Here is a 26966-nt window from a genome sequence, read left to right as displayed (position 1 = left end):
ACGAGGTCGGAGTAGGCAAGACGTATCTGGCAACAGCATTGGGACACATGGTAATTCGCCGACGCAACTCCGTACTGTTCGCCCGATCCGACAAGCTGTTCACCCGGCTGCGCGCCGCCCGCCTGGACAACACCGTCGACGCCGAGATCCGCCGACTCACCACCATCGACGTCCTCATTATCGACGACTTTGCGCTCAGACCCCTCGGCGCCACAGAGACCAGCGACTTCTACGAAATCATCGTCGAACGCCACCGCGCCAAAACGACCATCGTGACCTCCAACCGAGAACCCTCCGAATGGTTGACCATGACCGCCGACACCCTGCTGGCCCAATCAGCGATCGACCGACTCACGGCCACCGCCCACACCCTCGTCATCGAAGGACCGTCCTACCGTCAACGCACCCGACCCAGCCAGCTTGACCCAGACCACGACGACGAGCTTCCTCAATAACGCGCCACGGTGGTCCCATCCCCCTGGCAATCAGGTGGCCCCATCACCCTGGCAAGCGACACTTCTAAATGGCCATTGACAGAGGCCTTGCTGCTCAAAGAGCAAGCCCGCATCGTCCTAAGACGCTGCGGATCCGGTCCGGTGTCATCCGCTGTTCCCGCAAGATACTTCGTCACGACGAGCCGGTGATGATCATCAAAATGGATTATCGGTTGGTCGCACCCATCACCGGCACGGTGACCGCTGCGCGGAGAACCGCTTTTCGGCAACATCTTCAACAGCGGCGGTCTGCGGATCTCAGCCAATCGTCCACTGACAACAACTCCTTTCTCCTCTCGGCCCAAGCCGAGAATCGGTCGAAGGGGTCAAAATCTGCGTCGACACGGGGTCAGTTTTCAGGCGTCGCCGAGTGCCGATCGCGATACCAAGGCCCAGCCACTTGCGCAGGTATTCCGCATTCGAGATGGCCGCCCATCTACCGGAAGCGGCACTACTGGTGTCTACGGGCTCCGGCATTGTTCGGATCCTAGAGGCGCGGTTCCTTGGGCAGGCCGAGCAGTTTCTCGCCGATGATATTGCGCTGCACCTGTGAACTGCCCGCATAAATCGTGGCGGCTCGCGCCGCCAATGCCGACTCAACCCACGCGAGCGACGAATTCGGTGTTCCGACATCCGCAGTCGCCAAGGCGCCGTTCGTTCCCGTGCCCGACAGCGTCAACACGTCCGTCTCGAGGATCTCCATCGCCAGTTCGGTCTCGCGTTGGAAGAACTCGCTCCAGAGGATCTTGGTCATCGCGGCCTCGGGACCTGGATACTCACCGTGTAAGAAGCGCGTCAACGCCTGATACCCACGACACCGCATAATCTCGACGCGACCATAGCACCAAGCGAGCTGCTCACGGATATGCGGGTCGTTAGTCTTACCTCGTTCTTTCGCCAGCTCGAAGAGCCGGTCGATCTCAGCTTGGAAGCGAATCGCGTCGGTGGTGACACTTGTTCCACGCTCGAAACCCAGCAGCGTCATGGCCACCGACCATCCTGCGTTCACTTCCCCGACAACGTTGTCTGCAGCGGTTCGGGCGTCGGTGAAGAACACCTCGTTGAACATCGACTGGCCCACTATATTCTTGATGGGTCGAACCTCCACGCCGGGCTGATCCATCGGCACGAGCAGAAATGAGATCCCCCGGTGCTTGGGAGCATCCATGTCGGTGCGGCACAGTGCGAAGATCCAGTTGGCGAGGTGTCCCACTGAAGTCCAGATCTTGGACCCGTTGATGACCCATTCGTCGCCATCAAGAACCGCTCTCGTCCGCAGGCTGGCCAGATCCGATCCCGCGTCGGGTTCGGAAAACCCCTGGCACCACCGATCATCACCGGACAGAATTCGCGGCAAGAACCAATTCTTCTGGTCCTCGGTGCCGCAGACGACAAGCGTGTTGCCAAGCAGCTGAATCCCGAACATGTCGTTCTCAGTTCCGGCGGGTACCCCGGCGCGAGCAAACTCCTCGGCCAGCACGACTTGGTGGAGTGGGGTCAGTCCCGCTCCGCCATATCGCTTTGGCCACAACACGGCGAGTAGGCCGTTGTCCGCGAGCGTCTTCCGCCACTCTCGGATGAACTCCTTCCGCCGGGTTTGATCCAACGCCCCGATTCCAGCGAAGTCGGCAGGGACGTTCGCGGTGATGAAGTCGCGCACTCGTGACCTGAACGCCTCAGCTGACGGGGGATAAGACAGGTCCATATCGAATCGTCGTCCCTTATCTGTGTTGAGGACCCGCGTAAAGGTGGATCCATTGGGTTATTTTTTGCGTGTTTTGCTTCGTTTTCGACCGCTTGAAGGCGGTGGACCGCGGTCGGGGTCAAGGCGGAGCGCCCGCAGCGTAGCGAGGACGAACGACCTTGAGACCGACGAGGATCCGCCGCATACTTGGCCGCCGGGGAACAGGAAAAGACGGTGTGGTTCAAGTCATCTGCTGCCCTCCGGTGCATAAATGTGGGGCGAAAGACGCGCGTCGCGTGTGCCGGCGCCCAGCCTTATCTGAGTCCACGGACGATATCCGGCAACTTGATGATCGATGGGGTGCCCGACGTGCGGGCAACGAAGGCGCGGCCGCTCAATCTTTCCGGGAAGTCCACCCAACAGCGGAGTGGCGACAGGAACCACACGGGCGCTGGCCGCAGGCATCAGGTGATTAGCATCAGGTGATTAATGGGCATGGCAGGCGCGCAACGCATCATTTAAGAGGCCACCTCCTGGCGTTCGGGGACTGGCAGCGCCAGGGCGCCATCTTCGAACGCACGCAGCGGGTGATAGCATCGGCGCAGAATTTTGCGTTCCACCGCCAGGGTGGGGATTCTTGCCGTTGTGGCCGTCGCGCTTGGCTGCCAGCTTGTGGTAGTAACCGTAATCAAGGGAACGGCGCCGGCTCGCGCACTCGGCTGCCTCAAACGCCGCCCAGCGCAGCTCGGGTGAGCCCTCTCGCGACAGGTGCCCTGGTGAGCGTTTGGTATCAGAGGAGTACACGGTGACATCCAGCCCAGCAAACCGCACCAGCCGATGGGAACTGCTGAATCGGCGGACATCACCGACCTCGGACCAGATGATCGCCGCGCACAACCAACCGATGCCGTAATGGCGCTGCATTGCCTGACACCCGGCTTGGCGTCGGGCGAAGTTGACTAATTGGCTTGGCAGCGGGTCGATCTCGGTGCTTAGCTGATCGATGCGCCGTAGCGCAGTGTCAACGCACCGCCGGCCCGCCGCCGACAAGTCGACGCTGTCCAGCGCCGCGCGGCCTGCGCCGGATAACAGCGCCCGAATCGGTGGACAGCCCTGATGGAACAGCTGGACATGGATGCGCTGCTGCCAGGCCCGCCGCTCGTCCATCAACGTGTAGTACAACCGGCCCAGCGTGCGGATCTCCAGCATGTGTGCGGGTAGGATCCACGACTCGGGGAACCGGTCCTCGAACAACAGCGTACGCAGCAACCGAGTATCGGCGCGGTCGGTCTTGGCGCGCTTCTTGGGCTCCGGTAAGACGGCAATCTCGGCCGCATCCCCCAGGTGCGCGCAGATCCCAGCAGCGGCCAGCTCCTCGCACACATACCGCCACCCCGGGCAGCCCTCCAGCGCGAACTGGCCGTCCCCATCGCTGCAGTGCTCAGCCAGCCAGTTCCGCAACGCTTTCCGGGTCGCCGGACCGATCTGACCCCAGCGCAACAAGCCGTCATAATCGACGTAATCGAATGTGATCTGCTGTCGCCGCACGTCGAAACCGCCTACCATCGTCATCGGGACCTCCTCGAGCTCCTGAAAAATTCCTCTAACGCCTATATCAACGAGCGTCTGAGCTGAGGGGGTCCCCATCCACATGTCATCTTTCTCTGTTCGTGCCGACGAAGTATGTGGCGGTGTTTAGAGCCCGATGCGGTCAGCGACCTCGAGCCATTGCTCGCGTACTGAGCCCAGCAGTACCCGGTCGGCTTTCGCCCGCCGGTAGTAGAGGTGTGCGTCGTGCTCCCAGGTGAACCCGATCCCGCCGTGAATCTGCACATTCCACGATGCGGTGAAGTCAAATCCGGCCGCGGCGGTTGCCACGGCAATGGGGGCCGCCTTGGCGAGGTCAGCGCTCTCCTCCGCTGCCAGATGAGCCGCGTAGAGAGTGACTGCACGAGCACTGTCCAGTTCGATTGCCATCTCGGCGCATCGGTGCTTGATCGCCTGGAAGGAGCCGATGGGCCGATTGAACTGGTGACGCACCTTGGCGTATTCGACGGACATGGTCATAGCGCCCTCGGTGCCACCAACCATCTCCGCTGCGAGTAACGTCTTCGCGACATCTAACGCACGGCGTATGGGCGCGACGCCGTGCGCGCCAGCCAAGGGAACCGCAGAGACGGCGTCGAAGGTCAGGGTGGCCAGCGGTCGGGTGATGTCCAGGGTCTCGACGCGTGTACGGGTGAGGCCGACGGCGTTACCGTCAACGAGGTACAATGCCGGCTCAGCGGAGTCACCGGGCGGCAGAGCGAGCACCAGCAGGGTGTCCGCACTATGGCCGTCGATCACATGAATCTTGGTCCCAGACAGCGTGACGGCGTCGCCATTTGTCGCCGCTCGCATGGCTACAGCACCGAAGCCGTCAACGCAACCCGGTTCATTGATAGCAGTCGTGACTGTACGAGCGCCCGCGGCTATCTCTGGAAGCAGTTCTCTCTTCTGCTCCTGGCTGGCCGCGATCAAGATCGGCGCGACACCGAGCGCGACGGTCGCGAACAGCGGGCACGGCACGATGCCGCGTCCAAGCTCCTCGATGGCGACAGCAGCCTCGATCATCGTTGCTGCCGCACCGCCGTACTCCTCCGGTACGAGCAGACTCGGCAGCCCCAGTTCCCGACTCATGCGAGACCAAAGGTCGATGTCATATCCCGGCGCAGTTGTTACCGCCTGGCGAACCTTGGCCAGCGGTGACAGTTCGGTAACGAACTGCTGTATAGTCTGGCGGAAATCGTCCTGTTCTGGACTGAGCATGAAATCCATGACATGGCACCTCATCTTCTCTTCAAACAGTTGTTGTCGCGAAAAGAAATAGGGACGGCCTTACCGTCGCCTGGATCGACCAATCCACACACCGAAGCGCTCATCAATTCCGCGTAAGCACTGTCTCACCGGCCTTGGCATCTTCCGCCGTCCCCATCCGCTCGCTTTACGGTTCTTCTGTGGCTATGCGCCGGACACTGCTCGGAATGGCCGCCGTCGCGCTGTTAAGCCGATATTCAAGGAGCATTCATTTGTTTTCGGCCCCTTGATCGAACAGGTGATCTCGGAAGCGCTGTCGGAGTTCGTTTTTCATGACCTTGGCCATGGCGTTCTTCGGTAGCTCGTCCACTACGACCATGTGGCGCGGGCATTTGTAGTCGGCGAGGTGCTGGCGGCAGAACTGGTTGATCCGCTCCGCGGTGAGTTCGCCTTCGCCGCCGCTGAACCCGGGCTTGGGCGCGATCACCGCTAGGAGATCCTCACCGAGGTCCGAATGCGGCACCGCGATGACTGCGGCCTCGAGCACCTCGGGCATCTCGAGCAGCACGCGCTCGACCTCGATGGCGAAGATGTTGTAGCCGCCGCGCAGGATCATGTCTTTTTTGCGCTCGGTCAGATAGACGTAGCCATCGTCAGCGACATAACCCACGTCGCCGGTGTGCAACAGTCCACCGCTCCAAAGTTCCGCGGTGGGCTGCTCCCCCTTGTAGTAGCTGCGCCGAGCTATCTTCGACTTAAAGCAGATCTCGCCGACCTTGCCTGGGGGGAGTGGGTTATCGTAGTCATCAACGACGACAACCTCGCATCCTACGGGCCTGCCAACCGAGCCCGGCCGGGCAAGGATGTCATCTGGGTCGGGACCGAGGATGCAGGCCGCGCCGGCACCGGCCTCGGTGAGGCTGTAAGCGTTCAGCATCTTCGCTCCGGGCCACACCTGCCGCATTTTGCGCACGGTGTCGGGCTGGATCGGCGCCGCCCCGAAAAACACGAGCTGCAGCGAGCTGTAGTCGTGATCACCCACCGTGGGGTGCTTCATGGCCAAATTCAGCATTGTCGGCACACCCATGATCGACGTGGCGCGGTAGCGCTCGATCGCCGCGAGCAACTGCTCGGGATCAAAACGCGGCAACACGATCTGCGTGACCCCGGCACGAATGCTTAGCAGCATCAGGCCATGGCAGCCCGTGAAACCGAACAAGGGCACCGCATGAAGCAGGCTCTCGCCGAACATCGCGCCGAGAAGCTGCCCGAGGCTCGCCTGGCCGGGCTCGTCGGCGAGGTTGCCCTCGGGCACCAGCACGCCCCTGGGCATCCCGGTGGTGCCGGACGTATAGAGCAGATCCGCCGGGTCGTCGGCGCTCAGGGAAGGCTCGAGGAGCGGCACGTCCGCAGAGCCCGCGCCCACCACGTCGCCCAGGGGGGTGAATCCATCCAGCGCCTCGCTGCCGGTCACGAAGAAGTGCTCAAGTTGGAAGCTACCGGGACGGCCGCCGATCTCGACAGATTCGCCTTCGGCAAGCGCAACCAGAACCTCCCGGTGGGCGAGACCGGTGATCACCGCCACGGCGTCGCTGTGCTCAAGCACGAACAGCTTTTCCGGCGCTGCCCACCGGGTATTGAGCGGCACCGGCACGGCACCAAGTTTGTGGATGCCGAAATACACTGCATTGAAATGCATCGCTTGGTCGTTGGCGAGCAGCATCGCCACCTTGTGACCGCGGCTCACCCCAGCGGCGTGCAATTGCTGGGCGACCCGGCTGCTGGCAGCGTCGAGCTCGCGGAAAGTGGCCGCGCCGTCCTCGGCGATGACGGCGGTCTTGTCCGGTCGGTCCTCTACCGCTTGGCGCAGCAGGTCGATCACGGCCATGGCATGGTCCTCCTCAACGTACGTACGTGTTCAGCCGAGCGCTTGAAGCACGAGGCCGATCTCGTCGTTGGCCTGCGTTGGAGTCTGGTATCCCTCTCGGTCGCAGATCGCCTCAAGGTTGTCCTGGACCGCTTCGATATCGAGCGTCGGCGATGAGAAGCCCTTCGTCACACTGATGAAGATCTCGGCCACTCGCCCGCCCCCAACGGAGAAGATCCTCGACGTGAGATCGCAGGATTCATGGCAGAGATACGCGACGACCGGGGCGACCAGTGCCGGGTCCAGCTTCTTGGCGATCGGCCCGAGGAGTTCCTCGGTCATCCGGGTCCGCGCCATCGGCGCGATCGCGTTCACCTTGATGTTGTACTTCGCGCCTTCCTGGGCGAGCACCCGTGTGAAGCCGATGACCCCCATCTTCGCGGCCCCGTAGTTGGTCTGACCGAAGTTGCCGAAAATCCCGGCGGCGGAGGAGGTGTTGACGATCCGGCCGTAGCCCTGCTCGCGCATCCTGAGGAACGCCGGCTGGGTCACCCAGATGGTGCCGTAGAGATGGACATCGATCACCGGATCGAGTAGCTCCGGCGTGAGATTGTGGAAGGACTTGTCGCGCAGGATGCCCGCGTTGTTGACGACGATGTCGACCCGCCCGAAGGCGTCGAGAGCCGCCTGCACGATGGCCGCCCCACCTTCTCGGGTCGCCACGCTGTGACCATCGGCGACCGCGATACCGCCGGCGGCTTCGATCTCCTGAGCGACGGCCTCCGCCGCGGTCAGGTCCGCGCCGACGCCGGCGACGCTGCCGCCGAGATCGTTCACCAACACGCGCGCGCCGCGTGATGCAAGCAGCATCGCATGCTCCTTGCCGAGACCGTTTCCCGCCCCGGTCACGATGGCGACCCTCCCGTCGAAGCTAAGCTCAGCCACGCGATTTCCCTTCCATGCTGTCGCCCCGCAGGGCGATTTCTCTCTTATCGGATGTGTTGAATGACGTCACCGCCCGGCCTGCAGGATGTGGATGACACAGACCGAGCCCGCGCCCATCATGTGAGCAAGCCCGGTTCGAGCGCCTTCGACCTGCAGCGGGCCCGCCTCGCCCCGCAGCTGCCGTGTCACATCCCAGATCTGGGCCAGGCCGGTCGGCCCACCGGGATGACCGCGCCCGATCAGCCCGCCGTCGGTCGAGAACGGGATACGACCACCCAGGCTGGTCGCGCCCTCGGAGACGAGCTTGTCCCCCTCCCCAGCCGCGCACACCCCGAGCAGCTCGTAATACATCAGTTCCTCGATGGGGAATGCGTCGTGCACGTGGGCGAGGTCGAGGTCGGCCGGCCCGACACCGGCCTCGTCGTAGGCGGCCTTTGCCGTGGCCGCGGTGAGCTCGCCCGGACCGACGACCGCACCCATGAAAATGTGGCCGTCAACGAACTGCTCGGACTGCTGCTGGCTGGCGACCACCTTCACCAGCGGGCGTGAACCGGCCACGCGCTCTGCCGCCTCGCGGCTCGCGACGATCGCGGCCGCAGCCCCAGAGCCAGCGGCGCAGGCCATCTTCGAAGTGTGCGGGTAGGAAATCATGCGCGAGGCGAGGATCTCTTCGACGGTGACCTCATGGTCGGCCCGACGTTGCGCGTAGGGATTCAGCCGCGCATGGTTCCAATTCTTTGCCGCGATGGCGGCGAAGGTCTCGACCGTCGTGCCCACTTCGTGCATGCGACGTGTCGCCCACATGGCGAAAAACGCCGCCGGGAGGATCACCTGGCCAATGCCGGGCTTGCTGCCCCCGATAGCTCGAGTGGCGCGATTGAGGTCGTCAAACCCTAGCGCCATCGCGATATCGACGCTCCCCCCCGCCACCACCTGGACCGCCTCATGGAAGGCGCACGATCCGGTGGCCGACGCGTTCTCGACGTGGGTGATCGGGATGCCGGTAAGCCCGAGATCCTTCGCAAGGGTGACACCCGTGAGCAGACCGGCGCCGATGTAGCCGTTGTAGAGGTAGCCGACTTCATCGAAGCCGATGCCGGCGTCACCGAGCGCGTTGACACCGGCCCCGAAGCCCAAGTCGGCCGCGTTGGCGTCCGGCTGGCCGAACGGGGCCATCCCCACGCCGATCACATAGACGTCGCGGGCCATCACCGAGATGCCCCCCGTCGAGTAGGGCAAAAGCGGAACGAGCACAGCTCAGTGCCATCGGCATCGGTCATGAGGGGGTAGACCTCAAGCTGCATGGGCATGCCGATCTCCCAGTCGCCCATCTCGCCACGCAGGATGGATTGCACGCGCACGCCCTCCGGTAGGTCAACTTGGCCGACACCGTGCCCGTCGCCTGTGGAGCCGAACCGGGACTTGCCCATCCACGCCGACTCGACGTAGGTCCAGGCGTACAGTTCGCCGGTTGGTGACAGCAGGACATCCTCGACCGGGCCGCCCGTCAACGGACAGCGGCGGCGGCGGGGGAAGAAGTACTTGTCGGCAGCAGGGCTATAGGAACCGATCAACCGCGGCTGCTCATCGCCGTTGGGCATCGTGAAGTAGCCGTCCTCAAGTGGTCGACGCATCGTGTGTCGTCTCCTCCGGGTCGTGCGGTCAATGACTGGCCTCGCCGCCGCTTGGAGCGTTGCGCCATCGCGGATCTTTGAAGCGTGCCGAGATAGTGGCACCGGCGACGGCAACTAAGCTGGAGCAGTGTTGGTACTCGCAGTGCCGAATCGACTCCAGCGCAAAAATTCCGCGTTTTTACGCACTGGCGCCGATCTCGTCGAAGTCAGGCCGAACCGGCCAGCACCCTCGCGTCCTCGTCCGCGAAGGTGTCCTCCAGCTGCAGTGGCGAGTAGTCGAGGTCGATTTCCTCGGGCGGTCGCCCGCGGGCGCTGCTGATCGTGCTGAACCGGCGCATCCCCTTGTCGGTGGCATAGGTCCTCATCTCGTCGATTGACAGATTGAAGGGTATGTCGTCGCCATACAGTGCAGAACCCTCGTCGATCAGGCGCTGCCCCAGCGGAATGAGTTCGTTCATGCGCGTTTCGAACACCGTCCAATTGGTGTCGTCGGCAGCGACGTGGCGCCGGCAGGTGAAAGTGCCCCATGCCATGTGGCGTCGCTCGTCGTCGCCGATGTGCCGAATCAGCTGCTGCATGCCGGGAAGAATGCCGTGCTCCACGCAGATCTTGTGCCAGGCGTAGTAGCCGGTCAGCGCCAACATGCCCTCGATGATGTGGTTGTACGTCACCGAAGCGCGAACCTGGGCAGCCGGCGAGGGATCCACATAGAGCGTGTTGAGCGATTCGTGAAGTTCCTCGTCGAACAACTGCCGGTATGCCGGAGTTTGATCGAGGAAACTATGTAAGTCGTCGCGCACCCCGACGGCATCGAGCCACAAGCGGAACGCCTGGGTGTGTTTGGCTTCCTCGAACGCAAACTGCGTCAAGTACATCTCGTCGCCGAGCCGGCCTTCGGCCCGCATTGCGGCCATGAACGGCTGGATGTCCTGGGTGACTGCTTCCTCTCCGGCAATGAAGCCCGCGCACAATCGGGTGACGTACACGCGTTCGCGGTCGGAAAGCGCCTCCCAATCGGCGCTGTCGCGGGAGAAGTCGATATTGGCGGGGTCCCAGAGTTTGGCGATGCCGCCAGCGAACAGCCTGAGTGGCACGCTTTCCCAGTTCAGCCCGCCGGCACCCAGCGAATGGTAACGTGTGGTTGCCATGTAACCTCCTTAATTATTCGGCTGCATTGCCGGGTCTAGCGAACCTTGGTCGCTAGACGAATTCCACGATGTTGTAGTCACCGGCGGTGTAACATGCCCGAAGCACTTTCTTGTCGTATTTACCGACGCTGGTTCGCGGGATTTCGGGGACGAAGGCCCAGCGCTCCGGGATCCACCACGTAGCGACTTTGCCGTCTAAGAAGGCACGTAGCTCATCTGGCGTGATATCGGCGCCGGGTTTGACCACCACTAGAGCGAGTGGACGCTCCTGCCACTTCTCGTCGGGCACACCGATGACCGCGGCTTCATGTACCCCGGAATGGGCGATCAGCAAATTCTCCAATTCGACCGACGAAATCCACTCCCCGCCGGACTTGATGACGTCTTTGGCACGGTCGGTCAGCGTCAAGAAGCCATGCTCGTCGACGTGGCCGACATCGCCAGTGCGCAGCCACCCCTGGTCGAACTTGTCGGCGTCGTCGTCGCGAAAATAAGAGCCAGTTACCCACGGCCCGCGGGCTTGGATCTCGCCGACCGCTTCTCCGTTGCACGGCAGGGTGCGATCCTGGTCGTTGCGCAGCCGGATTTCCACGCCGCATATCGGGCGGCCCTGGGTGGCACGCAGCGCCCACTGTTGGTCTTCGTCGAGCCCAGTCGGCGGTTTGGCCACCGTGGCCAGCGGCGAGGTTTCGGTCATTCCCCACGCCTGCACGATCGGTACGCCGTGGTCGCGTTCGAAGCCGCGCATCAGTGACACCGGTACCGCCGATCCGCCGCACGCGACCAGACGCAGCGACGAGATGTCATGACCGGGCTCGCAGCCCAGGAAGTGCCGGACGTCATTCCAGATTGTGGGCACCGCACCGGCCACGGTCGGGCGGGTGTCCTCGATGATGGCCACCAGCGCTCCAGGTTGTAGCCATCGGTGCGGGAGTACCAGTTCGGCCCCCGCCATCAGCGCGGCATAGATAAGGCCCCACGCATTGGCTTGAAACATCGGCACGATAGCCAAGATGCGGTCGGCTTCAGCGATGCCCAACCCGTTGCCAGTGCAGACGGCCAGTGAATGCAGGTAGGTGGATCGGTGGCTGTAGACCACGCCCTTGGGGTTTCCGGTGGTGCCGCTGGTGTAGCACATCGCCGAGGCCGACGTCTCATCGAGTTCAGGCCAGTCGAACTCGGTGGGATGTGTCGAGATCAGGTCTTCGTACGAAACGACGGCCTTGCCGGCCGCCCGTAGCGGCTCGGGATCGCCCTCACCGACCGCAATCACCGTGTGCACCGACGATATGGCCGGCAAAGAACGCGCAAGTAGCGGCGCTAACGACATGTCGACGATGACGATGTTGTCGTCGGCGTGGTTGGCGATGTAGCCAAGCTGCTCGGCGGTAAGACGAATATTGAGCGTGTGCAACACCGCGCCCATCGACGGCACCGCACAATAGGCCTCCAAGTGTTCCTGGTTGCTCCACTGGAAGGTAGCCACACGCTGATCGCCGGTGACGCCAAGGTCATGCAGCGCATTAGCTAACTGACCGACCCGCCGGCCGACCTCGCCGTAGGTCGCGGCCCGGTAGCCCGACTCGGTCGGTGTGACGACGCGGCGGTCGGCGTGAATGGAGTTGGCATGCTTGACGATCGATGTCACAGAAAGCGGAACGTCTTGCATAGTGCTTTGCATAGCGTGGATCCCTTGCCCGTCATTCCCGGATACTGACGGCCGTCGACCGGGCAACTGGCTGCTCCCGAATACCCCGGACAGACGGTATTACCAATCTTTTACAAAGATCGACCAATTGTCAATAGTCCGGCGTGCCTCACTGAGTTTGAGCGCGTGGCCGGCGGTGGTGCCTCACCTATTTTGAGCGCGTGGCCCGGAAGGCCTGCCCGATGTGGAAGGCAAGATCGACATGGCTGCGAGGCGGCAGGTAGCGAACAAACTGCGAGGTCAGTACCGCAAGGCGTTGAAGGCGGACAAGAGCAAGATTTTGGATCGGGTGGTGTCCACCACGGGGATGGGCCGCTCGACGGCTCGGCGGATGCTGACCGGCCCGAGGCTGCCGGACCCGGCCGAGCAGGTTGACAGGCGTACGTTGCGGCCGCGGGGCTTCAGCGACGACGCCAGGGCACTGCTGGAGTATGTGTGGGCCTTGATGGGCATGCCGTGCGGCAAGTACCTGGTGGTCATGGTGGGTCTGTGGCTGCCGCTGCTGGCTGAATCCGGTGATCTTGACAGGCCGTTCGCCACCGAGGCGGCATCAGCGGAGCTGAAGGCGATGAGCGCGGCCACCCTGGACCGCTACCTGAAACCGGCCCTGGGACAGGATGCGCATCAAGGGCATCTCGACGACCAAACCGTCGCCGCTGCTGCGTAACTCGATCGCCATCCGTACCTGCGCCGATGAGGCACCTGAGGCCCCGAGGGTGATCGAGGCCGATACCGTGGCGCACTGCGGCCCGACATTGATCGGCGAGTTCGCCCGCACGCTGACGATGACCGACCTGGTGATCGGCTGGACCGAGAACTTCTCGATCCGCAACAACGCCTCGAAGTGGATCACGGCCGGCATCGACGAGCTGCAACAGCGGTTCCCGTTCGATCTGGTGATTTTCGCTTTGGACTGCGGCGGTGAGTTCATCAATCACGAGGTCGCCGCCTGGCTGCAGACCCGCGACATCGCCCAGACCCACTCGCGGCCGTACCAGAAGAACGACCAAGCGCACGTGGAGTCAAAAAACAACCACGTGGTGCGCAAACACGCGTTCTACTGGCGCTACGACACCTCCGAGGAGCTGGAGCTGCTCAACCGGCTGTGGAAGCTGGTGTCGCTGCGGTGCAACTTCTTCACCCCGACGAAAAAGCCCATCGGCTACAGCACCACCGCGGCCAGTCGCCGCACGCGCATCTACGACACGCCGGCCACGCCGTGGCAACGTCTGCAGGAATCGGGAATACTTGATGCGCAACAGCTTTCGCATGTGTCCGCCCGAATCGAGGGCATCAACCCGGCCGATTTGACCCGGCAGATCAACACCATCCAAATGCAGCTACTGGACCTGGCCAAGACCAAGACCGACGCCCTTGCCGCCGCCCGCCACATCGACCTGGAAGCATTGCAACCGTCAATCGACCGATTGGCCAAGGCGAAGTAGTGCAAGCCCCCACGCGCTCACCATGCGTGAGGCACCAGCCCACGCTTCGCGCTCACTTTTTGGTGAGGCACCTCGATCGCCACCACCATGCCCTTCCCGATCCTGGGCTTTCGATAACGGCAGCGAGTTCATCAACCACCACCTGCTGGCTTGGTGCGAGCGGCGCCAGATCACCTTCACCCGCTCGCGGCCCGGAAACAAAAACGACGGCTGCCACGTCGAGCAGAAGAACTGGGCGATCGTGCGCACCGTGGTCGGCTACCACCGTTACGACACAAAGGCACTGTTGCTCAACAAGATCTGGTCCCTGCAATCGAAACTGAGGATGGGGACTGTCTGAACAGCGGTGGATCTGACCTTGGTCTGACACGCCGAGCGTGAGCTTGGCGGGAAGGACTGATGATGTCCGAAACACTCGAGCCCATGGCTACCGAGGTGGATCAAAAGCAGCTCGCTGAACAACTATTGGCCCAGGCCAAGGAGCAGGGCGTGGAGCTGGTCGGCCCGAACGGGCTACTCAACCAGATCACCAAGAATGTATTGGAGACCGCGCTGGACGCAGAGATGGCCGAGCACCTCGGCTATGACAAGCACGACCCGGTCGGACGTGGCAGCGGCAACGCCCGCAACGGCACCCGGGCCAAGACGGTGTTCACCGAGATCGGACCGGTCGAGATCGAGGTGCCGCGCGATACCAACAGCTCGTTCGATCCGCAGATCGTCAAGAAGCGCCAACGTCGGCTGACCGGCATCGACGAGATCGTGTTGTCGTTGACCGCTAAAGGATTAACGACCGGCGAAGTGGCCGCGCACTTCGCCGACGGGTCCATCCGGAATTCGGTGTAAGTGGCGTTTCCCTATCCTCGGTTGAGGTCGGGCATTCTGTTGGCGAATGTTACTGCGAACGCGTTCAAAGCGGGCTTCCAGCGGACCGCCCAGCGTTGCTGGCCGGTGCCCTTGGGATCGAGGGAGCGAGTCACCATATACAGGCACTTCAGCGCCGCGGCCTCCGAGGGGAAATGGCCGCGAGCCTTGATCGCCCGTCGGTAGCGGGCGTTGAGTGACTCGATTGTTATCTGGAGTTCTGGCCGCGGTAGCTGTTGTGACCTGCAGGTTTGTGTCGTGGAGGGTGTCCATGACGCGGTTGGAGATGGATATCGCTTGGCGGTTAGCACGGCCCGATTGTTACCGAATCGCGATGCGTCGGTTCATGATGTCGGCCGGTGTCGTCGCGGAGTTGGCCAAGGGCGCACGCCAGTTGGCGGCGTAGCCGCCGGTTCTCGTCGGCGAGTTCGCGGTTGCGGCGGTTGGCGATTTCGAGGCGCTGCCGCGGGGAGTCGTCGCTGGCGCGTTGTCGGGCGGGTAACGGTGTGCTTGGCTCGGGTCGGTGTTGGGTGCGGAGCCGGCGGATCTCGTCTTTGAGGTCGGTTTGGGTGTAGATCCACGAGCGGGAGACACCGGCGTGGCGGGCGACGGATTCGAAGGTGAGCAGGGCGCCGGTCCGGTCGAGTTCGTGCATCGCAGCGATGGCCTTGGCGCGGGTGTGTTCGTGCCGCTGCTGGGCGGCGTGGATGAGGTGGATGCTGTTGTCAGCCGGCATGTTTGGCCTTCCCTGGTTGTGGATCGTTGAGGGCGGTGATGATGTTGTCCAGGTTGTGCAGGATTTGGTGGTTCATCTCGGCCAGACGTTGTTGTCCGCGGGCTTGGGCGGCGGTGATCAGCTGCAGGCTCTGTTGCCGCTGCTGGTGGTGCTGGGGCAGGAACTCGGCGGTGGTGAGGAACATCGGACAGGTCAGACAGGCTTCTCTGAACTTAGCTGGGGCACTTAGCGATCCGTTCATCGTGGCCGCGCATTTGTTGGTAGGGAGGGGGTTCCGAGGTCGACCGCGAGGCGACGGCTCGTGTCGATCTGAGTGAGTTTGTCTTTCACCCCGGCGAGGCTGACTTGGAGTCCCTCGACTTCGCCGAGCCAGCCGTGAAGTTTGGCCTCCTCGATTCGGTCCTCGAGGTTGCTGCGGATCTCTTCCAGGCGTGGTCGTTGCGCTGGGTCCGGCCGGAGAAGCGAACATCGGACGCAAGCGTGCTCGTGAAAACACGGCGTTCCAAACGCGCGGCCGCACGTCCCGACCGACACCTTGCGCTTCTCGAAGTGGGCGAGGAAGTCGTCCCACTCGTCCTCGGTCGGGGTCCGGTACTCCTCGCTGGGTCGGGTTGCCCGTCGGCGAGCGATGAACGCTCGGTGGGCTTCGATCGCTTCCATGGGGTAGACGGCTTTGTATCCCATGGTTGTGTCAATTGTCTTGTGCCCGCAGATGATTTGGGCGATGTGCGGTGGTAGCCCGCTCATGATTGCGTCGGTGACGAAGATCCTTCTGAAGTCGTGGGGCGAGAAAATCAGCGGTTCGCCGGTGGCGTCGGTGAGCCCGCTGGCGGCGAGTGCGTCGATGAGCAGTTTGCGGATCGCACTGGGTGTGAAGGGGCGGTGCTCGTTGCCGATGGCGCGTTGGAACAGCAGCGGCATCGGCGGGTTCCAGACTCGCTCTCGGGTGTCGTAGGACGGCACCAGGGGTATCGCACCGCTTGGTGCGCGGAGGCGGGTGATGATGGCGCTGAGCACGTCGGCGAGTTCGGGGCTGACGAGCAGCAGGCGTTCGGTGTCGGTCTTGGAGGGGGCGATCTGCAGCAGCGGCACCACTTCGCCGCTGGAGGGCAGGCGGTATTCGGTGATGCTGTGGTGGCTGAGTTCAAGCAGTTCCTCACAGCGGATGCCGGTCAGTCGCAATACTTCAATCGTCGCGAACGCCCAGAACGCCTCGTCGTCCTCGTAGGACAGGTTGCGCCGTTTGCCCGTGGCCGTGTCGTCGGCCCAGACGTGGCGGCCTATGGCTTTGGGGACGTGCGCTTTCCGTAATTTGGCGTCGGTGCCGGGGATCAGGGTTCCAGACACCGTCTGGTCAGCGGCCTGCAAGAACTGTTGTGCGGTGCGGCGGCGCTCGTTCGCGGTGCGCACCAGCACCGGCAGCACAGGCAGTCGTTCGCGGGTGCGCTGGTCCATCCGAGCCTTGCGGTGTTTGCGTTCCTTGGCTCGTCGGATCTCGGCGTCGCCAATCGGGCAGGGAGCCGCCCACCGGGCCCATCGGGCGGGATCGTCGACGGCCCATTGAGCGATGTCGAGGTAGAACGCTCGCACCCGGAGTAGTTCGTCTTTGGCGTTGAGTCGCGGGGTTGCGACCTCGATCTGCTCACCGGCGGCGTTGGTGATCGTTCGCTTCTTGGTGGCCAGGTCGTCCTTCCAGGTCCGGATGACGTCCTGGGGCAGCTGCAGGGTGTCGATGCCCGGTGCGATGGCTTCGATGCGGGCCCAGAACAGCCCGGCCAGGCTGCGGGAGATCGCGTCGATGCTGGCGAAGTCCAGCGACGGCTGACGTTCCCGCAGGTAGTCGACAAGCAGGTCGCGAATGGGTCGGCAACGCAACGGATATCGATCCACTAATTCTTCGATCGTGAGTCGCCCGGTGGCTTGCCCGAATGCGCGAATCGTGTGCGGCGCATCGTCGGGGAAGATGCCAATCGCACGCAGGCGTAGGTAGAAGTCGACCTTCTTTTGTCCGCCGCGAGCGTGTACCTGGCGCAGGGTGTCGACCAGTTCGACACAGTCGCCGACAGTGATGTCGGCGACACGTCCGCCCTTGCACGCGAGGATGGTCGCGATCCTGGTCGCCGCGACCCGCGCGTCGACGGCGGAGCTGGCCGGTTGGGTCTCGGCGAGTCGCCGCAGCTGGGCGAACCCTTGCGGGTCTCTGATGTGCGCCATCGCACCGGCCAGCCGGGCGTGGGTGCGGGTAAGCATCCACGGCACACCCGGACGGATGACGTCGCCGCAGATCAACACGAGCAGGCCCGAGGCCAGATCGTCGACGTCGTACGACGCGTCCTGACCGCGCTCCTGCAGCCACCTCAGTGAGAGCCCGGTCCAGGTCTTGCCGGGATGCTGCTCGACGCCACTGAGTTCCCAACGCTGTTGCCAGGTGTCGCCCGGAAACGTCGCCAGCCAGTCCAGCAGCTTGGTCACACCGCGTCGTCGACCCGCCTGGGTCCCCTTGACATCCGAGGTAAACAATCCGGAGGTCAGCCTGACCATGGTGTCCTGGGCGGTTCCGGCCGTGGCTGCCCCACAATGCTCGGGCTGACGGGCGGGGAACCGTTCGCGCAGCTGCTTGTTCCGCCCGCTGATCTGAGTCTTGGTCGCATTCGCCACGGCAAGTGGTTTGCGCGCAACGTGTTTGGCGATCGTGGTCACATCGACCTCCCGAACAGGACGCTCAGCGACTGCGGGTCGTAGCCCGGCGCCGGCGGCGGTGGAACCGGATCTTCGCGCCGCGCCGCTTGCCGCGCGTGGTGAGCCAGCACACTCGCTACGACCTCCTCTTTGGAGGGCGTCAAATACAACTCGGTGGTGGTCAAGTGGGCGTGGCCCATCACCCACTGCACGTCGCTCAACGTCATCTGCGGATCCCGCGCCATCCGCATCGCGGCGCTGTGCCGCAGGTCGTGCAACGTCCAATCCGAGCCCAGGCAGGCATTGGCCCGCTCGAACATCCTGTGCGCGGCGTGATAGGTCAGCGGACGGTGTGGTCGGCGTAGTGTCCACCACAGCGGCCGGGTCCGGCCACGCGGCAACTTGGCCTGCAGGTCTTGCTGATACAGGCGGAGCCACACAAATGCGTCCGCCGCCGCGGGCAGTTGCTGTATGGCGCGGGAACCCTTGCGCACCACGGTGATCAGTTGTTGGCCTGGGTCGACATCGCACTGGCGAACCCCCAGCAGCTCGGACGCGCGGGCTCCCGTTGAGATCCAGAATGCAACCATTGCTCGGTCCCGATTCGACGGCAGCGCGGTGAACAGCGTGTTGAACCGATCGTCGGGTATCGCCCGCGGAATCCGCTGCGGCATTTTGGGGCGATAGCGCCCTACACGGTCGTGCTTCCAGGCCTCCATCGGGTTGTGGTGGGCATTCGCCCGCTCCGACCGACGTGCGATATCGAGGGGAAACGGATTCAAGATCGGTCCGGCACCGAGGTCACGCTGGAAGTCGTAGAAGCCGCGTAGCACCGTCTCGCTGTGAGCGATCGTCGCCGGGGCATACCCGGGGCCGAGGGCGGCCTTGCCCGTTACGGGGTTCGGCGGCCCAACCGACTCCACGGTTGCAACCACTTGGTCCGACGATGGCCTTCTCCGGTGTTTGACCGTCAGCTGAATCCAACAGCTGAAATCGCGCGCTTCGATCCGCGTCGCGCGGCGCCAATCGACATCGACCGCGCCGAGGAATCTCCACCACCGCAGCAAGTCCATGCCGTAGGAACGCAGCGTCGCTGGAGAACGCCCAGCCGCGAGCAGCTCCCGTAGAAACGCGGCCACTGATTCCACGACGGCGCCCTCGGCGTCGATCAACCGGTAAGGCTCACCCAGATCGCCGGTTGAGGCGAGCTCCCCACAGCGAGAAACAACAAGACGGGCTACATCCCTGGTTTGTACTGGCTCTTGGTTCATGGCCGAAAGCTATCGGGGCCGGCGCATTACGCCGCGCCACGCCACGCGGCTGGGCCAGTTAGTTCAGTCAACGGTGCGTTGGCGTGCGGGCAGCTCTGCTGCACCGGCAGTCCGCAGTAGCCGTTGGGTAGGGCCTGGGTGGCTCGGCCGAGGCGCTGTTTGGCCCAGGCGGCCGCGGCGATCGGACCGGACGGGTCGAAAATGATTGTGGTGCGGTGGATGTCGACCTTGCGGGCCGCCTCCCACTGGCGGCGCACGGTGGTGTCGTGCAGGCGGGCGTAATGCCCGGTCATCTGCGCGGAGTCGTGGTCCAGGATGCGTCGCACGACCTCTTGTGGGACGTCGCGGTTGATCAGCCGGGTGCCCAGGGTGTGGCGCCACTGGTGCGGGGTTAGGTGCACCGGCTGGCCGTGCTCGTCACGGATGTCGCAGACGGACAGCCAGCGCAACAGCGCCATCCGGTAGGTGGGGCTGGCGATCGGGTGGGTGCCGTCAATGTTCTTCGTCGGCCGTGGGAACAACACCGGCGTGCCTGCCGGCCAACGCTGGGCGGTGCGGTTGCGATGTTCGGCGGTGAGCTCGCGCAACTGCACGTCGATGGGCACCAACGCGTCGCGTTTCATCTTGTGGTTGAGGTAGCGCAGATACGGAGCACCTTCGGCGTCGGCGACCACACAATCGCGGCGCAGCCGTAGCGCATCGGTGATCCGTAGCCCGCAACGCATCAAGATGATCGTGATCAACCGGTGGGCAGGATCGGTGAATCGGGCGAGGTTGTCGGGATCCTCGAGCTGAGCCATGACCTGTTCGGCCAGTGCCCGAGGCAACCGTTCGTCGCGTTTCGGGTAGTCCTCGGCGAAGAACATCGCGTCTGCGGGAAGGTCTGTGTCCCAACGGTGTTGGCGAACGGCGGCGAAGAACCGGTTGAGCAGCCCGATATGGGTCCCGCGACGTTGGGCACCGATGGAGTCGCCGCGCAGGTTGGCCAGATAGCGCTCCAGCACCGGCCGGTCGATCCGGTCGATGCTCTCGACGCCGATGTCGGCGAGGAACCCGGCGAAGCGGGTGAGCACAACGACCGGCCTGCCGCCGCCGGCTTCCAGGCCCAATCCGGTCGACAGCCGCCACCGGGCCCACCGCTTGGCCAGATCCCGCAGCCACGGCTGCGGAATACCGCCGAACCGCAGCGTGCGGTCTCCGTCGTAGCCGAGCCGGCGCATGCGCCAGACATCGCGCGGGTATTCGGCGTCCCAGCCGCCGGCTTCGGCCAGGTCGGCGATCACCCGGGATGCGTAGCTGAGGAACCCACGGGAGCGAGTGTCATTGATCGTCGACCGAGCCCAGTCGTGCCAGATGTCCTCGTCGTGGTTGAGCAGGGAGCCCACGCCTATTGCGGCCAGTGCCTTCACGACGCGCATGACCACGTCCGGGGTCAGCTTGCCCTGCCGATCGTCGTGACGGCGTTGCAGCACGTACTGCAGTTCCAGCTTCAGCTGACCGGTCAGCCGGTCGAGCCGGATCTGCTCGCTGGCCAGCGGGGTTTCGGCGGCGAAGCGGTCGGCGAACTCGTCAATGTCGGGTCTGCCGTTGACCCTTCCAGGTATTGGTGTGGGTTTGGCAGAACGCAGACGTGCCCTGCGGCCAGAGCTCGCAATGCGGGATGCGGCAGGTCGCGCCCGGCGCTGGCTGCTTGAACGGCTGTGGTTCGGCCAGCCATCCCGCCAGGCTGGGGCGCCCGGCTCGTTCCCATCGTTGCGCGTGCAGCCCGCACATGCCGCCACGGGCAGAGCCGTAACCGCAACCGGGCACCCGGCAGCGCTGGTTGGGTTGTCGCCGCCGCCACCGCGGATCGGTCGACACGGCGAACCGCTCCAGCGACGGACGCCCCTCTTCATGCCACCGTTGCCGATGTCCTTCACACAGGCCGCGTCCACGGGCGGTTCGCTCGCACCCCTCAACCCGGCACTCGGCTCCACCAAACACCGGATCCTCGGGCCCGAATTCCAGTACATTGCTGCGGAATTCGTTGCGGACCTCGGCCATCAGCTTGCCCAGCAGCCCCGACGGGCCGGCAGGCTTGAGCGACGGCGCCCTCACAGCCGCACCTGCCCATCGGTGAACCAACCGGCCTGTTCCATGACCCGCCGAGCGTCCTCCACGGTGAGGTGCCCATACGTCGTGGTCGTCGTCGCCACGTGCGCATGTCCGAGCAGATGCGCGACCACCTCGATGCTGACTCCGTCGCGCAGCAGCCGGGTTGCGGCCGTGTGTCGCAGCCAGTGCGGGTCGAAGTCGATCCCGGTCCGCCGGCGCAGCCGCCGCACCAGGTCATAGACCGCGGCGTAGGTCAGCGGATGCCCCTGCGGACGGCCCCACAGGTTGACGAACACATAGTCGCTGTCCAGATCGCCGTACTCAGTGTGAAGGTAGTCGGCGAACAATCGGATCAACGCGCTGCTGACCGGGATCGTGCGGACGGTCTGTGACTTGGCGCGCGCGCCATTGGCGTTGTCGCGTCGCCGCACCGTTACTTCATGCTCAGCGGAGGCGATGTCGTTGTGCCGCAAACCAAGTACCTCGCCGATCCGCATCCCTTCTCCGGGGTTTCCTGACCTGTTGCGGGACGTTGCTCGATCTACATGATCGGGCGGGTTGCTCGGCGTTTCTCCGGGGGTGTGGTGCTCGTGGCTGGTAGTTGTTTGTGACTGTCGGCCCGAAAGTGAGAGCCCATGCGAGTATTCCCGGTGAGTTTGCCGTCCGGGCAACGGTATTGGACGGTGCTGGATGAGGACCTGCAGGTGGTTGATGTCGCCGATGCGTATCTGCGGCATCTGCGGTTCGGCCACGACGCGGCCGAGTCCACGACGAAGGCGTATGCGCATTCGATCGCGTTGTTCCTGCGCTGGTGTGCCCGGTCGGGCCGGTCCTGGCAGGCCGGTGTGGAGGGTTTCGCGTTGTTCATGACGTGGCTGGCTCACGCCCGGTCATCGGTCGATGACGCCGCGAGCGTGGTGGTGGCCGGACCTGGCGCTGCTGCGGTGCGGGGCCCGTCGCGGATCAACGGGGTGCTGACCGCGGTGCGGGGCATGGTGGTGCACGCGGTGGCGACCGGCCACGGCGCGGCGGGGCTGGTGTCGATGCTGTATGAGGTCGCCGATGACCGGGACCTGCCGGCGGAGGCCCGCGGCGAGGACGGGCGGATGGCGTGGCGGATGCGGGCCCGGCATCGGCTGCGGGAACCGGAGACGACGATCGATCGGGCCAGCGACGAGCAGATCGTCGCGCTGCTGCGGGCGTGCCGGTCGGCGCGGGACCGATTGATCGTGTTGTTGATGGCGCGGGGCGGGTTGCGCCGCGGGGAGGTGTGCGGGCTGCGGCGCAGCGATGTGCACCTGCTGGTGGACTCGCGGCGGCTGGGCTGCGATGTCGAGCGCGCGCATCTGCATGTGGTGCGCCGAGACGACAACCCGAACCAGGCCTGGGCCAAGTCGCGGCGGGAGCGGGTGGTGCCGCTGGATTTCCTTGTGGTGCAACTGTTCGACGTCTACGAGTTCGAACGCATGCGTGTCACCGGCGCCGCCGACAGTGACTTCGTGTTCGTTAACCTGTTCCGCGGCAGGATCGGTGCGCCGATGCGGCCGGATGCGATCGGCGAGTTGATGGCCGCGGCGTCCCGGCGGGCCGGACTCGACGTCGCGGTGCGGCCCCACCAGTTGCGACATGCCTTCGGCAGCAACGTTGTTGATGCCGGGGCCGGGATCGATGTGGTCGCCGACCTGATGGGCCACGCCGCGGTGTCCTCGTCGCAGGTTTACCTGCATCCGGACTCCTCCCGGCTGCGGGCCGCCGTGGATGCGGTGCCCAGTCCCCGCGAGCAGGCCCAGGTGACCCGGTGACCGCCGTGGGGCTGGCTGAAAGAATCGCGGTCGAGCAGGACTGCGGCGAGTCCCCGCACGTGTTGGACGGGGTCGTGGTGATCGGCACGGCCGCGCGGCTGGCGAGGATGCTCGACCGCAGGTTCTTGGACGAGGCGGGGTGGGATCCGCGGACCAGGGTGTTGTCGTTGCTCGCGGAGCATCGATTGTTGGGCCGGACGGTGTGCCGGGCCGAGGGATGCCAGAACACCGTGCAATCCGGTCTCACGGTGTGTCATCGGTGCTGCACGCGCCTGACTCGGCGGGGAATGAACACGGCCGAGATCGCCGCTGCCGCATGCCTGCCCGCCGAACCCGCGTCCGCGACGCGGTGCGCGGTGCCGGGATGCCGGTGTGTGCCGACGGTGCGGCACGCGGTGTTGTGCGAGCCGCACGCCAAGAAGTTCCGCCTGCGGCGACCGCCGGTGTCGATGCAGCAGTTCCTGGCCGACCCGCGAGTGCGGCCGTTGCCGCCGATGCCCGCGTGCGCGGTGGCCGCGTGCACCCGGCCCGCCGACAGCGCGCGCGGCTACTGCAACACCCACTACCAGCGCTGGCGTAGCGCGCTCGGTACCAACCCTGAGTTCGATTCGCATCGGTGGCAAGCCCAGGAATCGGGTGTGGCCGAGTGCGGGCGGGTGAACCTGCGCGCGCTGCCGGTGCTGGTGGTGGTCGAGGTGCTGTTCGGCGTTCAGCAGCGCGTCCGGGGCGGGGCGAAGATCACCGAGGTAGAGCTGCGGGTGCTCTGCGACGGGCTGCGCCGGCGACAGGCCGCCTCGATCACCACCGACCGGGCCGAGATCACCCGCAACAAGTCCGTGCGGTCGCTGCGGAGCGCCCTGACCCAGCACGTCCGGCGGGCTCTGGCCGATCCCGGCAGCGAACAGGCAAAGGACACATGGGATCTCGCGGTCTTCGGCCATCGCGGGTCTTTGTCGTTCACCGGGATCGGCCAGGCCTGGCTGGCCCAGTCCGTCAAGCGGTGGGCAGCAGAACAACTCCCGCGCCACCGAGGTCGCGGCGCCGCGAGAGTGCGCGGCAAGATCAACGCGCTGCGGCTGCTGTCGGAGTTCCTCGGCCGCAGACCCGATGGTGGACTCGTCGCTTCGGCGTTGGGCCGCAGCGACATCGAGGATTTCCTCAACCGACTCGCTTATCTGGAGTCCGTCGGCGAGATCAGCCGATACCGGCGCAACGGCATCTGCCGTGACATGCGCGAGGTGCTGGCCGGGATCCGCGCCCTCGGCCTGACCCGGCCGGGGCAGACAGCCGCCGGACTGGCCGGCGATTTCGCCATCGAGCGCGGCGATATCCCCGCCGAACCCGAACGCGGCGAACCCGGCCGCGACCTGCCACCGGAGGTCCTGGCCATCCTGTGCGCCCACCTCGATGCCCTCGAACCCGTCGAGGTGCGGGTCGCCACCCAGATCGGCATCGACACCGGGCGCCGGCCCGAGGACATTCTCGCCTTGCCGTTGAACTGCCTGCACCGCGACAAGGACGGATCGGCGGTGCTGGTTTACGACAACGCCAAGGCCAACCGTCTCGGACGGCGTGTGCCGATCGGCGAAGCTACCGCGAAAGTCATTGCCGCTCAGCAGGACCGGGTGCGGGCGATGTTTCCTCACACCCCGCCCGCAGAACTGACACTGCTGCCCACACCACGCCGCAACCCCGAGGGGCGAAAGCCGATCAGCATCGATACGCTCGACAACCGGCACCGCGAGTGGATCTCGACCCTGCCCGTGTTGCGCACCCGCGACGGGGTCGAGGTCGACAAGACCAAGGTCACGCCCTATGCCTATCGGCATTGTTATGCCCAACGTCACGCGGATGCCGGGGTGCCGATCGACGTTCTGGCCGAATTGCTCGATCACCGTAGCTATTCCATGACCCGGCGCTACTACCGCATCGGCGAGGACCGTCGCCGCGACGCCGTCGACACCGTCACCGCGCTCAGTTTCGACCGGCACGGCAACCGGATCTGGCGTGACGCGCGCATGCTGCTGGAATCCGAACGCGCCCGCCACGCCGTCGGCGAGGTCGCCGTCCCCTACGGCACCTGCACCGAACCCACCAACGTCAAGGCCGGCGGCGGGGCCTGCCCGGTCCGGTTCCGCTGCGTGGGCTGCGATCACTTCCGCACCAACATCGCGTTCCTGCCCGACCTGCAGGCCTACCTCGATGATCTGCTACGCACCCGGGAACGGCTGGCCGCCACCATCGACGGGGTCGATGACTGGGCCCGCGCCGATGCCACCCCCACCGACGAGGAGATCACCCGCATCCGGCGGCTGATCAACCGCATCAAAGCAGACGTCGCCGACCTCAACGAGACCGAGCAAGCCCGCATCGACGACGCGATCGCTATCGTGCGCCGTCACCGCGCGGCCCACACCGTCCCGCTGGGCATGCCCAGCCTCACCCCACCCGCACCGACAACCATCGCCTCGGAGGCCACCGCATGACCACCACCGCTACCACGTCGAATCACACACCCGCACAATCCGTCTCGTCGACAACACGCACCCGATCGATGCTTGACGGCCGGCGCGACGACTCGATGCGCCGACGCCGGCGCGTGCTGGCCGCGATCGACCAAGCCGCCGCCGCCGGCGACCGGCTCAGCGCCACCGCGATCGCCCGCGCCGCCGCCGTTGACCGCACATTCCTCTACCGACACCCCGACCTGCTCGAGAAAATCCATGCGCTGCAAGCAGATCCAGTCCCGAGTGAGCACACCGGCCCTGGGGTCACCCGAGCCTCACTGCAGGCCGATCTGCTCGCTGCCCACGAACGCGCCGCCCGGCTCGGCGCGCGCATCCAGCAGCTGGAGAAGCGGCTGTCCGAAGCGCTCGGTGAACAGACGTGGCGCGAGTCCGGGCTCGGCGCCCGCACCGATATCGACGCCCTCCACCAGCGCATCAGCCAGCTCGAGCAGCACAACCTCGACCTTAAGCAACAACTCGACGAACGCGAGGAAGACCTCGCCGCAGCCCGGGCGGCCAACCGCGAACTCATGGCCCGACTCAACACACCAACCCGGCTGCGATGACACGCGCGAGTCTGCTTGCACCACACCTGTTGCGGTGGATAGCATCTCCGACATCAGCTTCTGAGCTGCACAAACTCAGAGAATCACGCTGGCGCACGGGGGCCGAGCCCTGGAGAACATCCCGGTGTCGTAGAGCACGGCGAAGAGCAATCGGTCCCGCAACCGGCCGCAGCCGTCCAGGATCGCCTGCACCTCGTCCGGCGACAGCACCCGCGGCAGCTTCTTCGGCGTCTTCAACGCGATCACCCGCCTCGACCTCGGCGTGCCCTTGCTGATGTGGTGCAGGAACGGCTTCCAACCGCCGCGCGCGCCGCCGACCTGCCACGAGGTCAGCAGCTCACCGACATCCACCCCATCTCGTGCAGCGTGGGTGTAAAACGCCCCGACGGCCGAAAGTTTGCGGTTTACAGTCGATTCCGTGCAATGATGCGGCACCGACGGCAACACCGCGACCTGCCCATGCCGGGCCTGCAGCGGAAGCCGCAGCCAGGCCACGAACTCACCGAGATCGTCGAGCCGAACGCCCCGCCAGTCCAGACCACGCTCGGCGAGAAAACCGAACCAGTCCTTGAGATCGTGCGCGTATGCCTTGACCGTGTTCGGTGATCGCTCGATGTCGGTCAGATACGCCAGATACCGGTCGACCGGCGCTACCGGAGCATCGTCGTCGCCGAGAACGGTCCACGACTCACGCAACGAGACCGGCGAGATAACTCGTGCAATCTG

The 26966-nt window shown here is 64.8% G+C and carries 21 protein-coding genes and 5 pseudogenes; 8 read left to right on the top strand and 18 right to left on the bottom strand.

Annotation, left to right across the window (positions count from 1 at the left end):
- The coding region (locus HMPREF0591_RS10310; RefSeq protein ID WP_007168459.1) for an ATP-binding protein at window positions 1-455 on the top strand (455 nt) is incomplete at its 5' end.
- 526 nt (window positions 456-981) lie between these two features.
- Here HMPREF0591_RS10310 and HMPREF0591_RS10305 read toward each other — a convergent pair.
- The 9 genes from HMPREF0591_RS10305 to HMPREF0591_RS10265 all read right to left on the bottom strand — a co-directional run bounded on the left by HMPREF0591_RS10305 (window position 982) and on the right by HMPREF0591_RS10265 (window position 12249).
- Window positions 982-2199, bottom strand: coding sequence for an acyl-CoA dehydrogenase family protein (locus HMPREF0591_RS10305; RefSeq protein WP_007168458.1), 1218 nt, complete (start codon window positions 2197-2199; stop codon window positions 982-984).
- 465 nt (window positions 2200-2664) lie between these two features.
- Complete coding sequence (locus tag HMPREF0591_RS10300) at window positions 2665-3750, bottom strand: transposase (RefSeq protein WP_224112852.1); 1086 nt, start codon at window positions 3748-3750, stop codon at window positions 2665-2667.
- 123 nt (window positions 3751-3873) lie between these two features.
- Complete coding sequence (locus tag HMPREF0591_RS10295; RefSeq protein WP_050790029.1) at window positions 3874-4995, bottom strand: acyl-CoA dehydrogenase family protein; 1122 nt, start codon at window positions 4993-4995, stop codon at window positions 3874-3876.
- 247 nt (window positions 4996-5242) lie between these two features.
- Window positions 5243-6862 carry a class I adenylate-forming enzyme family protein gene (locus tag HMPREF0591_RS10290; protein WP_007168454.1) on the bottom strand — a complete coding sequence of 540 codons (1620 nt, stop codon included), beginning with the start codon at window positions 6860-6862 and terminating at the stop codon, window positions 5243-5245.
- Window positions 6863-6892: 30 nt separating this feature from the next.
- On the bottom strand, window positions 6893-7786 hold the full coding sequence (locus HMPREF0591_RS10285; protein WP_007168453.1) for an SDR family oxidoreductase: 894 nt from the start codon (window positions 7784-7786) through the stop codon (window positions 6893-6895).
- 66 nt (window positions 7787-7852) lie between these two features.
- Window positions 7853-8995, bottom strand: coding sequence for a thiolase family protein (locus HMPREF0591_RS10280; protein ID WP_040622299.1), 1143 nt, complete (start codon window positions 8993-8995; stop codon window positions 7853-7855).
- Entirely contained in the window at window positions 8995-9420 is a 426-nt protein-coding gene (locus tag HMPREF0591_RS10275) for a Zn-ribbon domain-containing OB-fold protein (protein ID WP_007168451.1), read from the bottom strand. The genes HMPREF0591_RS10280 and HMPREF0591_RS10275 overlap by 1 nt, the downstream gene beginning before the upstream one ends.
- 206 nt (window positions 9421-9626) lie before the next feature.
- On the bottom strand, window positions 9627-10568 hold the full coding sequence (locus HMPREF0591_RS10270; protein ID WP_007168450.1) for a R2-like ligand-binding oxidase: 942 nt from the start codon (window positions 10566-10568) through the stop codon (window positions 9627-9629).
- Between the two features lie 52 nt (window positions 10569-10620).
- Window positions 10621-12249, bottom strand: coding sequence for a long-chain fatty acid--CoA ligase (locus tag HMPREF0591_RS10265; RefSeq protein WP_007168449.1), 1629 nt, complete (start codon window positions 12247-12249; stop codon window positions 10621-10623).
- A 334-nt stretch (window positions 12250-12583) separates the two neighbouring features.
- On the opposite strand from HMPREF0591_RS10265, the pseudogene HMPREF0591_RS33820 reads away from it, so the two are divergent.
- The 4 genes and pseudogenes from HMPREF0591_RS33820 to HMPREF0591_RS10250 all read left to right on the top strand — a co-directional run.
- Window positions 12584-12868 (top strand): annotated as a pseudogene (locus tag HMPREF0591_RS33820) (integrase catalytic domain-containing protein); the annotation flags it as partial.
- A gap of 25 nt (window positions 12869-12893) precedes the next feature.
- Complete coding sequence (locus HMPREF0591_RS10260) at window positions 12894-13721, top strand: integrase catalytic domain-containing protein (protein WP_224112851.1); 828 nt, start codon at window positions 12894-12896, stop codon at window positions 13719-13721.
- 112 nt (window positions 13722-13833) lie between these two features.
- Window positions 13834-14001: pseudogene (locus tag HMPREF0591_RS10255) on the top strand (integrase); the annotation flags it as partial.
- 143 nt (window positions 14002-14144) lie between these two features.
- A pseudogene (locus HMPREF0591_RS10250) lies at window positions 14145-14543 on the top strand (transposase); the annotation flags it as partial.
- A gap of 35 nt (window positions 14544-14578) precedes the next feature.
- Here the strand turns inward: HMPREF0591_RS10250 and HMPREF0591_RS30850 are convergent.
- The 8 genes and pseudogenes from HMPREF0591_RS30850 to HMPREF0591_RS10220 all read right to left on the bottom strand — a co-directional run.
- Window positions 14579-14896, bottom strand: coding sequence for a transposase (locus HMPREF0591_RS30850; RefSeq protein ID WP_075630241.1), 318 nt, complete (start codon window positions 14894-14896; stop codon window positions 14579-14581).
- Window positions 14890-15321 (bottom strand): DUF6262 family protein, encoded by a 432-nt coding sequence (locus HMPREF0591_RS10245; protein ID WP_007168443.1) that lies wholly within the window; start codon window positions 15319-15321, stop codon window positions 14890-14892. Before HMPREF0591_RS10245 ends, HMPREF0591_RS30850 begins: the two co-directional genes overlap by 7 nt.
- Window positions 15311-15505 (bottom strand): hypothetical protein, encoded by a 195-nt coding sequence (locus HMPREF0591_RS10240; RefSeq protein WP_007168442.1) that lies wholly within the window; start codon window positions 15503-15505, stop codon window positions 15311-15313. The genes HMPREF0591_RS10245 and HMPREF0591_RS10240 overlap by 11 nt, the downstream gene beginning before the upstream one ends.
- A gap of 53 nt (window positions 15506-15558) precedes the next feature.
- Entirely contained in the window at window positions 15559-17979 is a 2421-nt protein-coding gene (locus HMPREF0591_RS10235) for a site-specific integrase (RefSeq protein ID WP_232060665.1), read from the bottom strand.
- A gap of 38 nt (window positions 17980-18017) precedes the next feature.
- A complete protein-coding gene (locus HMPREF0591_RS10230; protein ID WP_040622298.1) occupies window positions 18018-19271 on the bottom strand; it encodes a tyrosine-type recombinase/integrase in 1254 nt (417 codons plus the stop codon).
- 26 nt (window positions 19272-19297) lie between these two features.
- Complete coding sequence (locus HMPREF0591_RS10225; protein WP_224189100.1) at window positions 19298-20743, bottom strand: tyrosine-type recombinase/integrase; 1446 nt, start codon at window positions 20741-20743, stop codon at window positions 19298-19300.
- Window positions 20744-20840: 97 nt separating this feature from the next.
- On the bottom strand, window positions 20841-21368 hold the full coding sequence (locus HMPREF0591_RS33810) for a hypothetical protein (protein ID WP_224112849.1): 528 nt from the start codon (window positions 21366-21368) through the stop codon (window positions 20841-20843).
- Window positions 21365-21865: pseudogene (locus HMPREF0591_RS10220) on the bottom strand (tyrosine-type recombinase/integrase); the annotation flags it as partial. The pseudogene HMPREF0591_RS10220 and the gene HMPREF0591_RS33810, both read right to left, overlap by 4 nt.
- A 135-nt stretch (window positions 21866-22000) precedes the next feature.
- On the opposite strand from HMPREF0591_RS10220, the gene HMPREF0591_RS10215 reads away from it, so the two are divergent.
- The 3 genes from HMPREF0591_RS10215 (at window position 22001) to HMPREF0591_RS10205 (ending at window position 26240) form a co-directional block, all read left to right on the top strand.
- Window positions 22001-23167, top strand: a complete 1167-nt coding sequence (locus HMPREF0591_RS10215; protein WP_007168437.1) for a tyrosine-type recombinase/integrase — start codon at window positions 22001-22003, stop codon at window positions 23165-23167.
- Entirely contained in the window at window positions 23164-25653 is a 2490-nt protein-coding gene (locus tag HMPREF0591_RS34390) for a tyrosine-type recombinase/integrase (RefSeq protein WP_007168436.1), read from the top strand. The genes HMPREF0591_RS10215 and HMPREF0591_RS34390 overlap by 4 nt, the downstream gene beginning before the upstream one ends.
- A gap of 113 nt (window positions 25654-25766) precedes the next feature.
- Window positions 25767-26240, top strand: coding sequence for a hypothetical protein (locus HMPREF0591_RS10205; RefSeq protein WP_232060653.1), 474 nt, complete (start codon window positions 25767-25769; stop codon window positions 26238-26240).
- A gap of 117 nt (window positions 26241-26357) precedes the next feature.
- Here HMPREF0591_RS10205 and HMPREF0591_RS10200 read toward each other — a convergent pair.
- Window positions 26358-26951: pseudogene (locus HMPREF0591_RS10200) on the bottom strand (tyrosine-type recombinase/integrase); the annotation flags it as partial.
- Between the last annotated feature and the right edge of the window lie 15 nt (window positions 26952-26966).

Origin of the sequence: Mycobacterium parascrofulaceum ATCC BAA-614, from assembly GCF_000164135.1 — a bacterium.
Classification (GTDB): Bacteria; Actinomycetota; Actinomycetes; order Mycobacteriales; family Mycobacteriaceae; genus Mycobacterium; species Mycobacterium parascrofulaceum.
Note: the sequence above shows the minus strand (reverse complement) of the source record. Positions and strands in the feature narration are given on the sequence as shown.

Excerpts from the sequence above, each read along its gene's own strand:
- HMPREF0591_RS10280 (WP_040622299.1), bottom strand. The coding sequence starts at position 8,995 with ATGGCCCGCGACGTCTATGTGATCGGCGTGGGGATGGCCCCGTTCGGC.
- HMPREF0591_RS10215 (WP_007168437.1), top strand. The coding sequence starts at position 22,001 with ATGCGAGTATTCCCGGTGAGTTTGCCGTCCGGGCAACGGTATTGGACG.
- HMPREF0591_RS10305 (WP_007168458.1), bottom strand. The coding sequence starts at position 2,199 with ATGGACCTGTCTTATCCCCCGTCAGCTGAGGCGTTCAGGTCACGAGTG.
- HMPREF0591_RS10295 (WP_050790029.1), bottom strand. The coding sequence starts at position 4,995 with ATGGATTTCATGCTCAGTCCAGAACAGGACGATTTCCGCCAGACTATA.
- HMPREF0591_RS10300 (WP_224112852.1), bottom strand. The coding sequence starts at position 3,750 with ATGACGATGGTAGGCGGTTTCGACGTGCGGCGACAGCAGATCACATTC.
- HMPREF0591_RS10270 (WP_007168450.1), bottom strand. The coding sequence starts at position 10,568 with ATGGCAACCACACGTTACCATTCGCTGGGTGCCGGCGGGCTGAACTGG.
- HMPREF0591_RS10290 (WP_007168454.1), bottom strand. The coding sequence starts at position 6,862 with ATGGCCGTGATCGACCTGCTGCGCCAAGCGGTAGAGGACCGACCGGAC.
- HMPREF0591_RS10245 (WP_007168443.1), bottom strand. The coding sequence starts at position 15,321 with ATGCCGGCTGACAACAGCATCCACCTCATCCACGCCGCCCAGCAGCGG.
- HMPREF0591_RS10230 (WP_040622298.1), bottom strand. The coding sequence starts at position 19,271 with ATGAACCAAGAGCCAGTACAAACCAGGGATGTAGCCCGTCTTGTTGTT.
- HMPREF0591_RS10275 (WP_007168451.1), bottom strand. The coding sequence starts at position 9,420 with ATGCGTCGACCACTTGAGGACGGCTACTTCACGATGCCCAACGGCGAT.
- HMPREF0591_RS10265 (WP_007168449.1), bottom strand. The coding sequence starts at position 12,249 with ATGCAAAGCACTATGCAAGACGTTCCGCTTTCTGTGACATCGATCGTC.
- HMPREF0591_RS10240 (WP_007168442.1), bottom strand. The coding sequence starts at position 15,505 with ATGTTCCTCACCACCGCCGAGTTCCTGCCCCAGCACCACCAGCAGCGG.
- HMPREF0591_RS10260 (WP_224112851.1), top strand. The coding sequence starts at position 12,894 with ATGCGCATCAAGGGCATCTCGACGACCAAACCGTCGCCGCTGCTGCGT.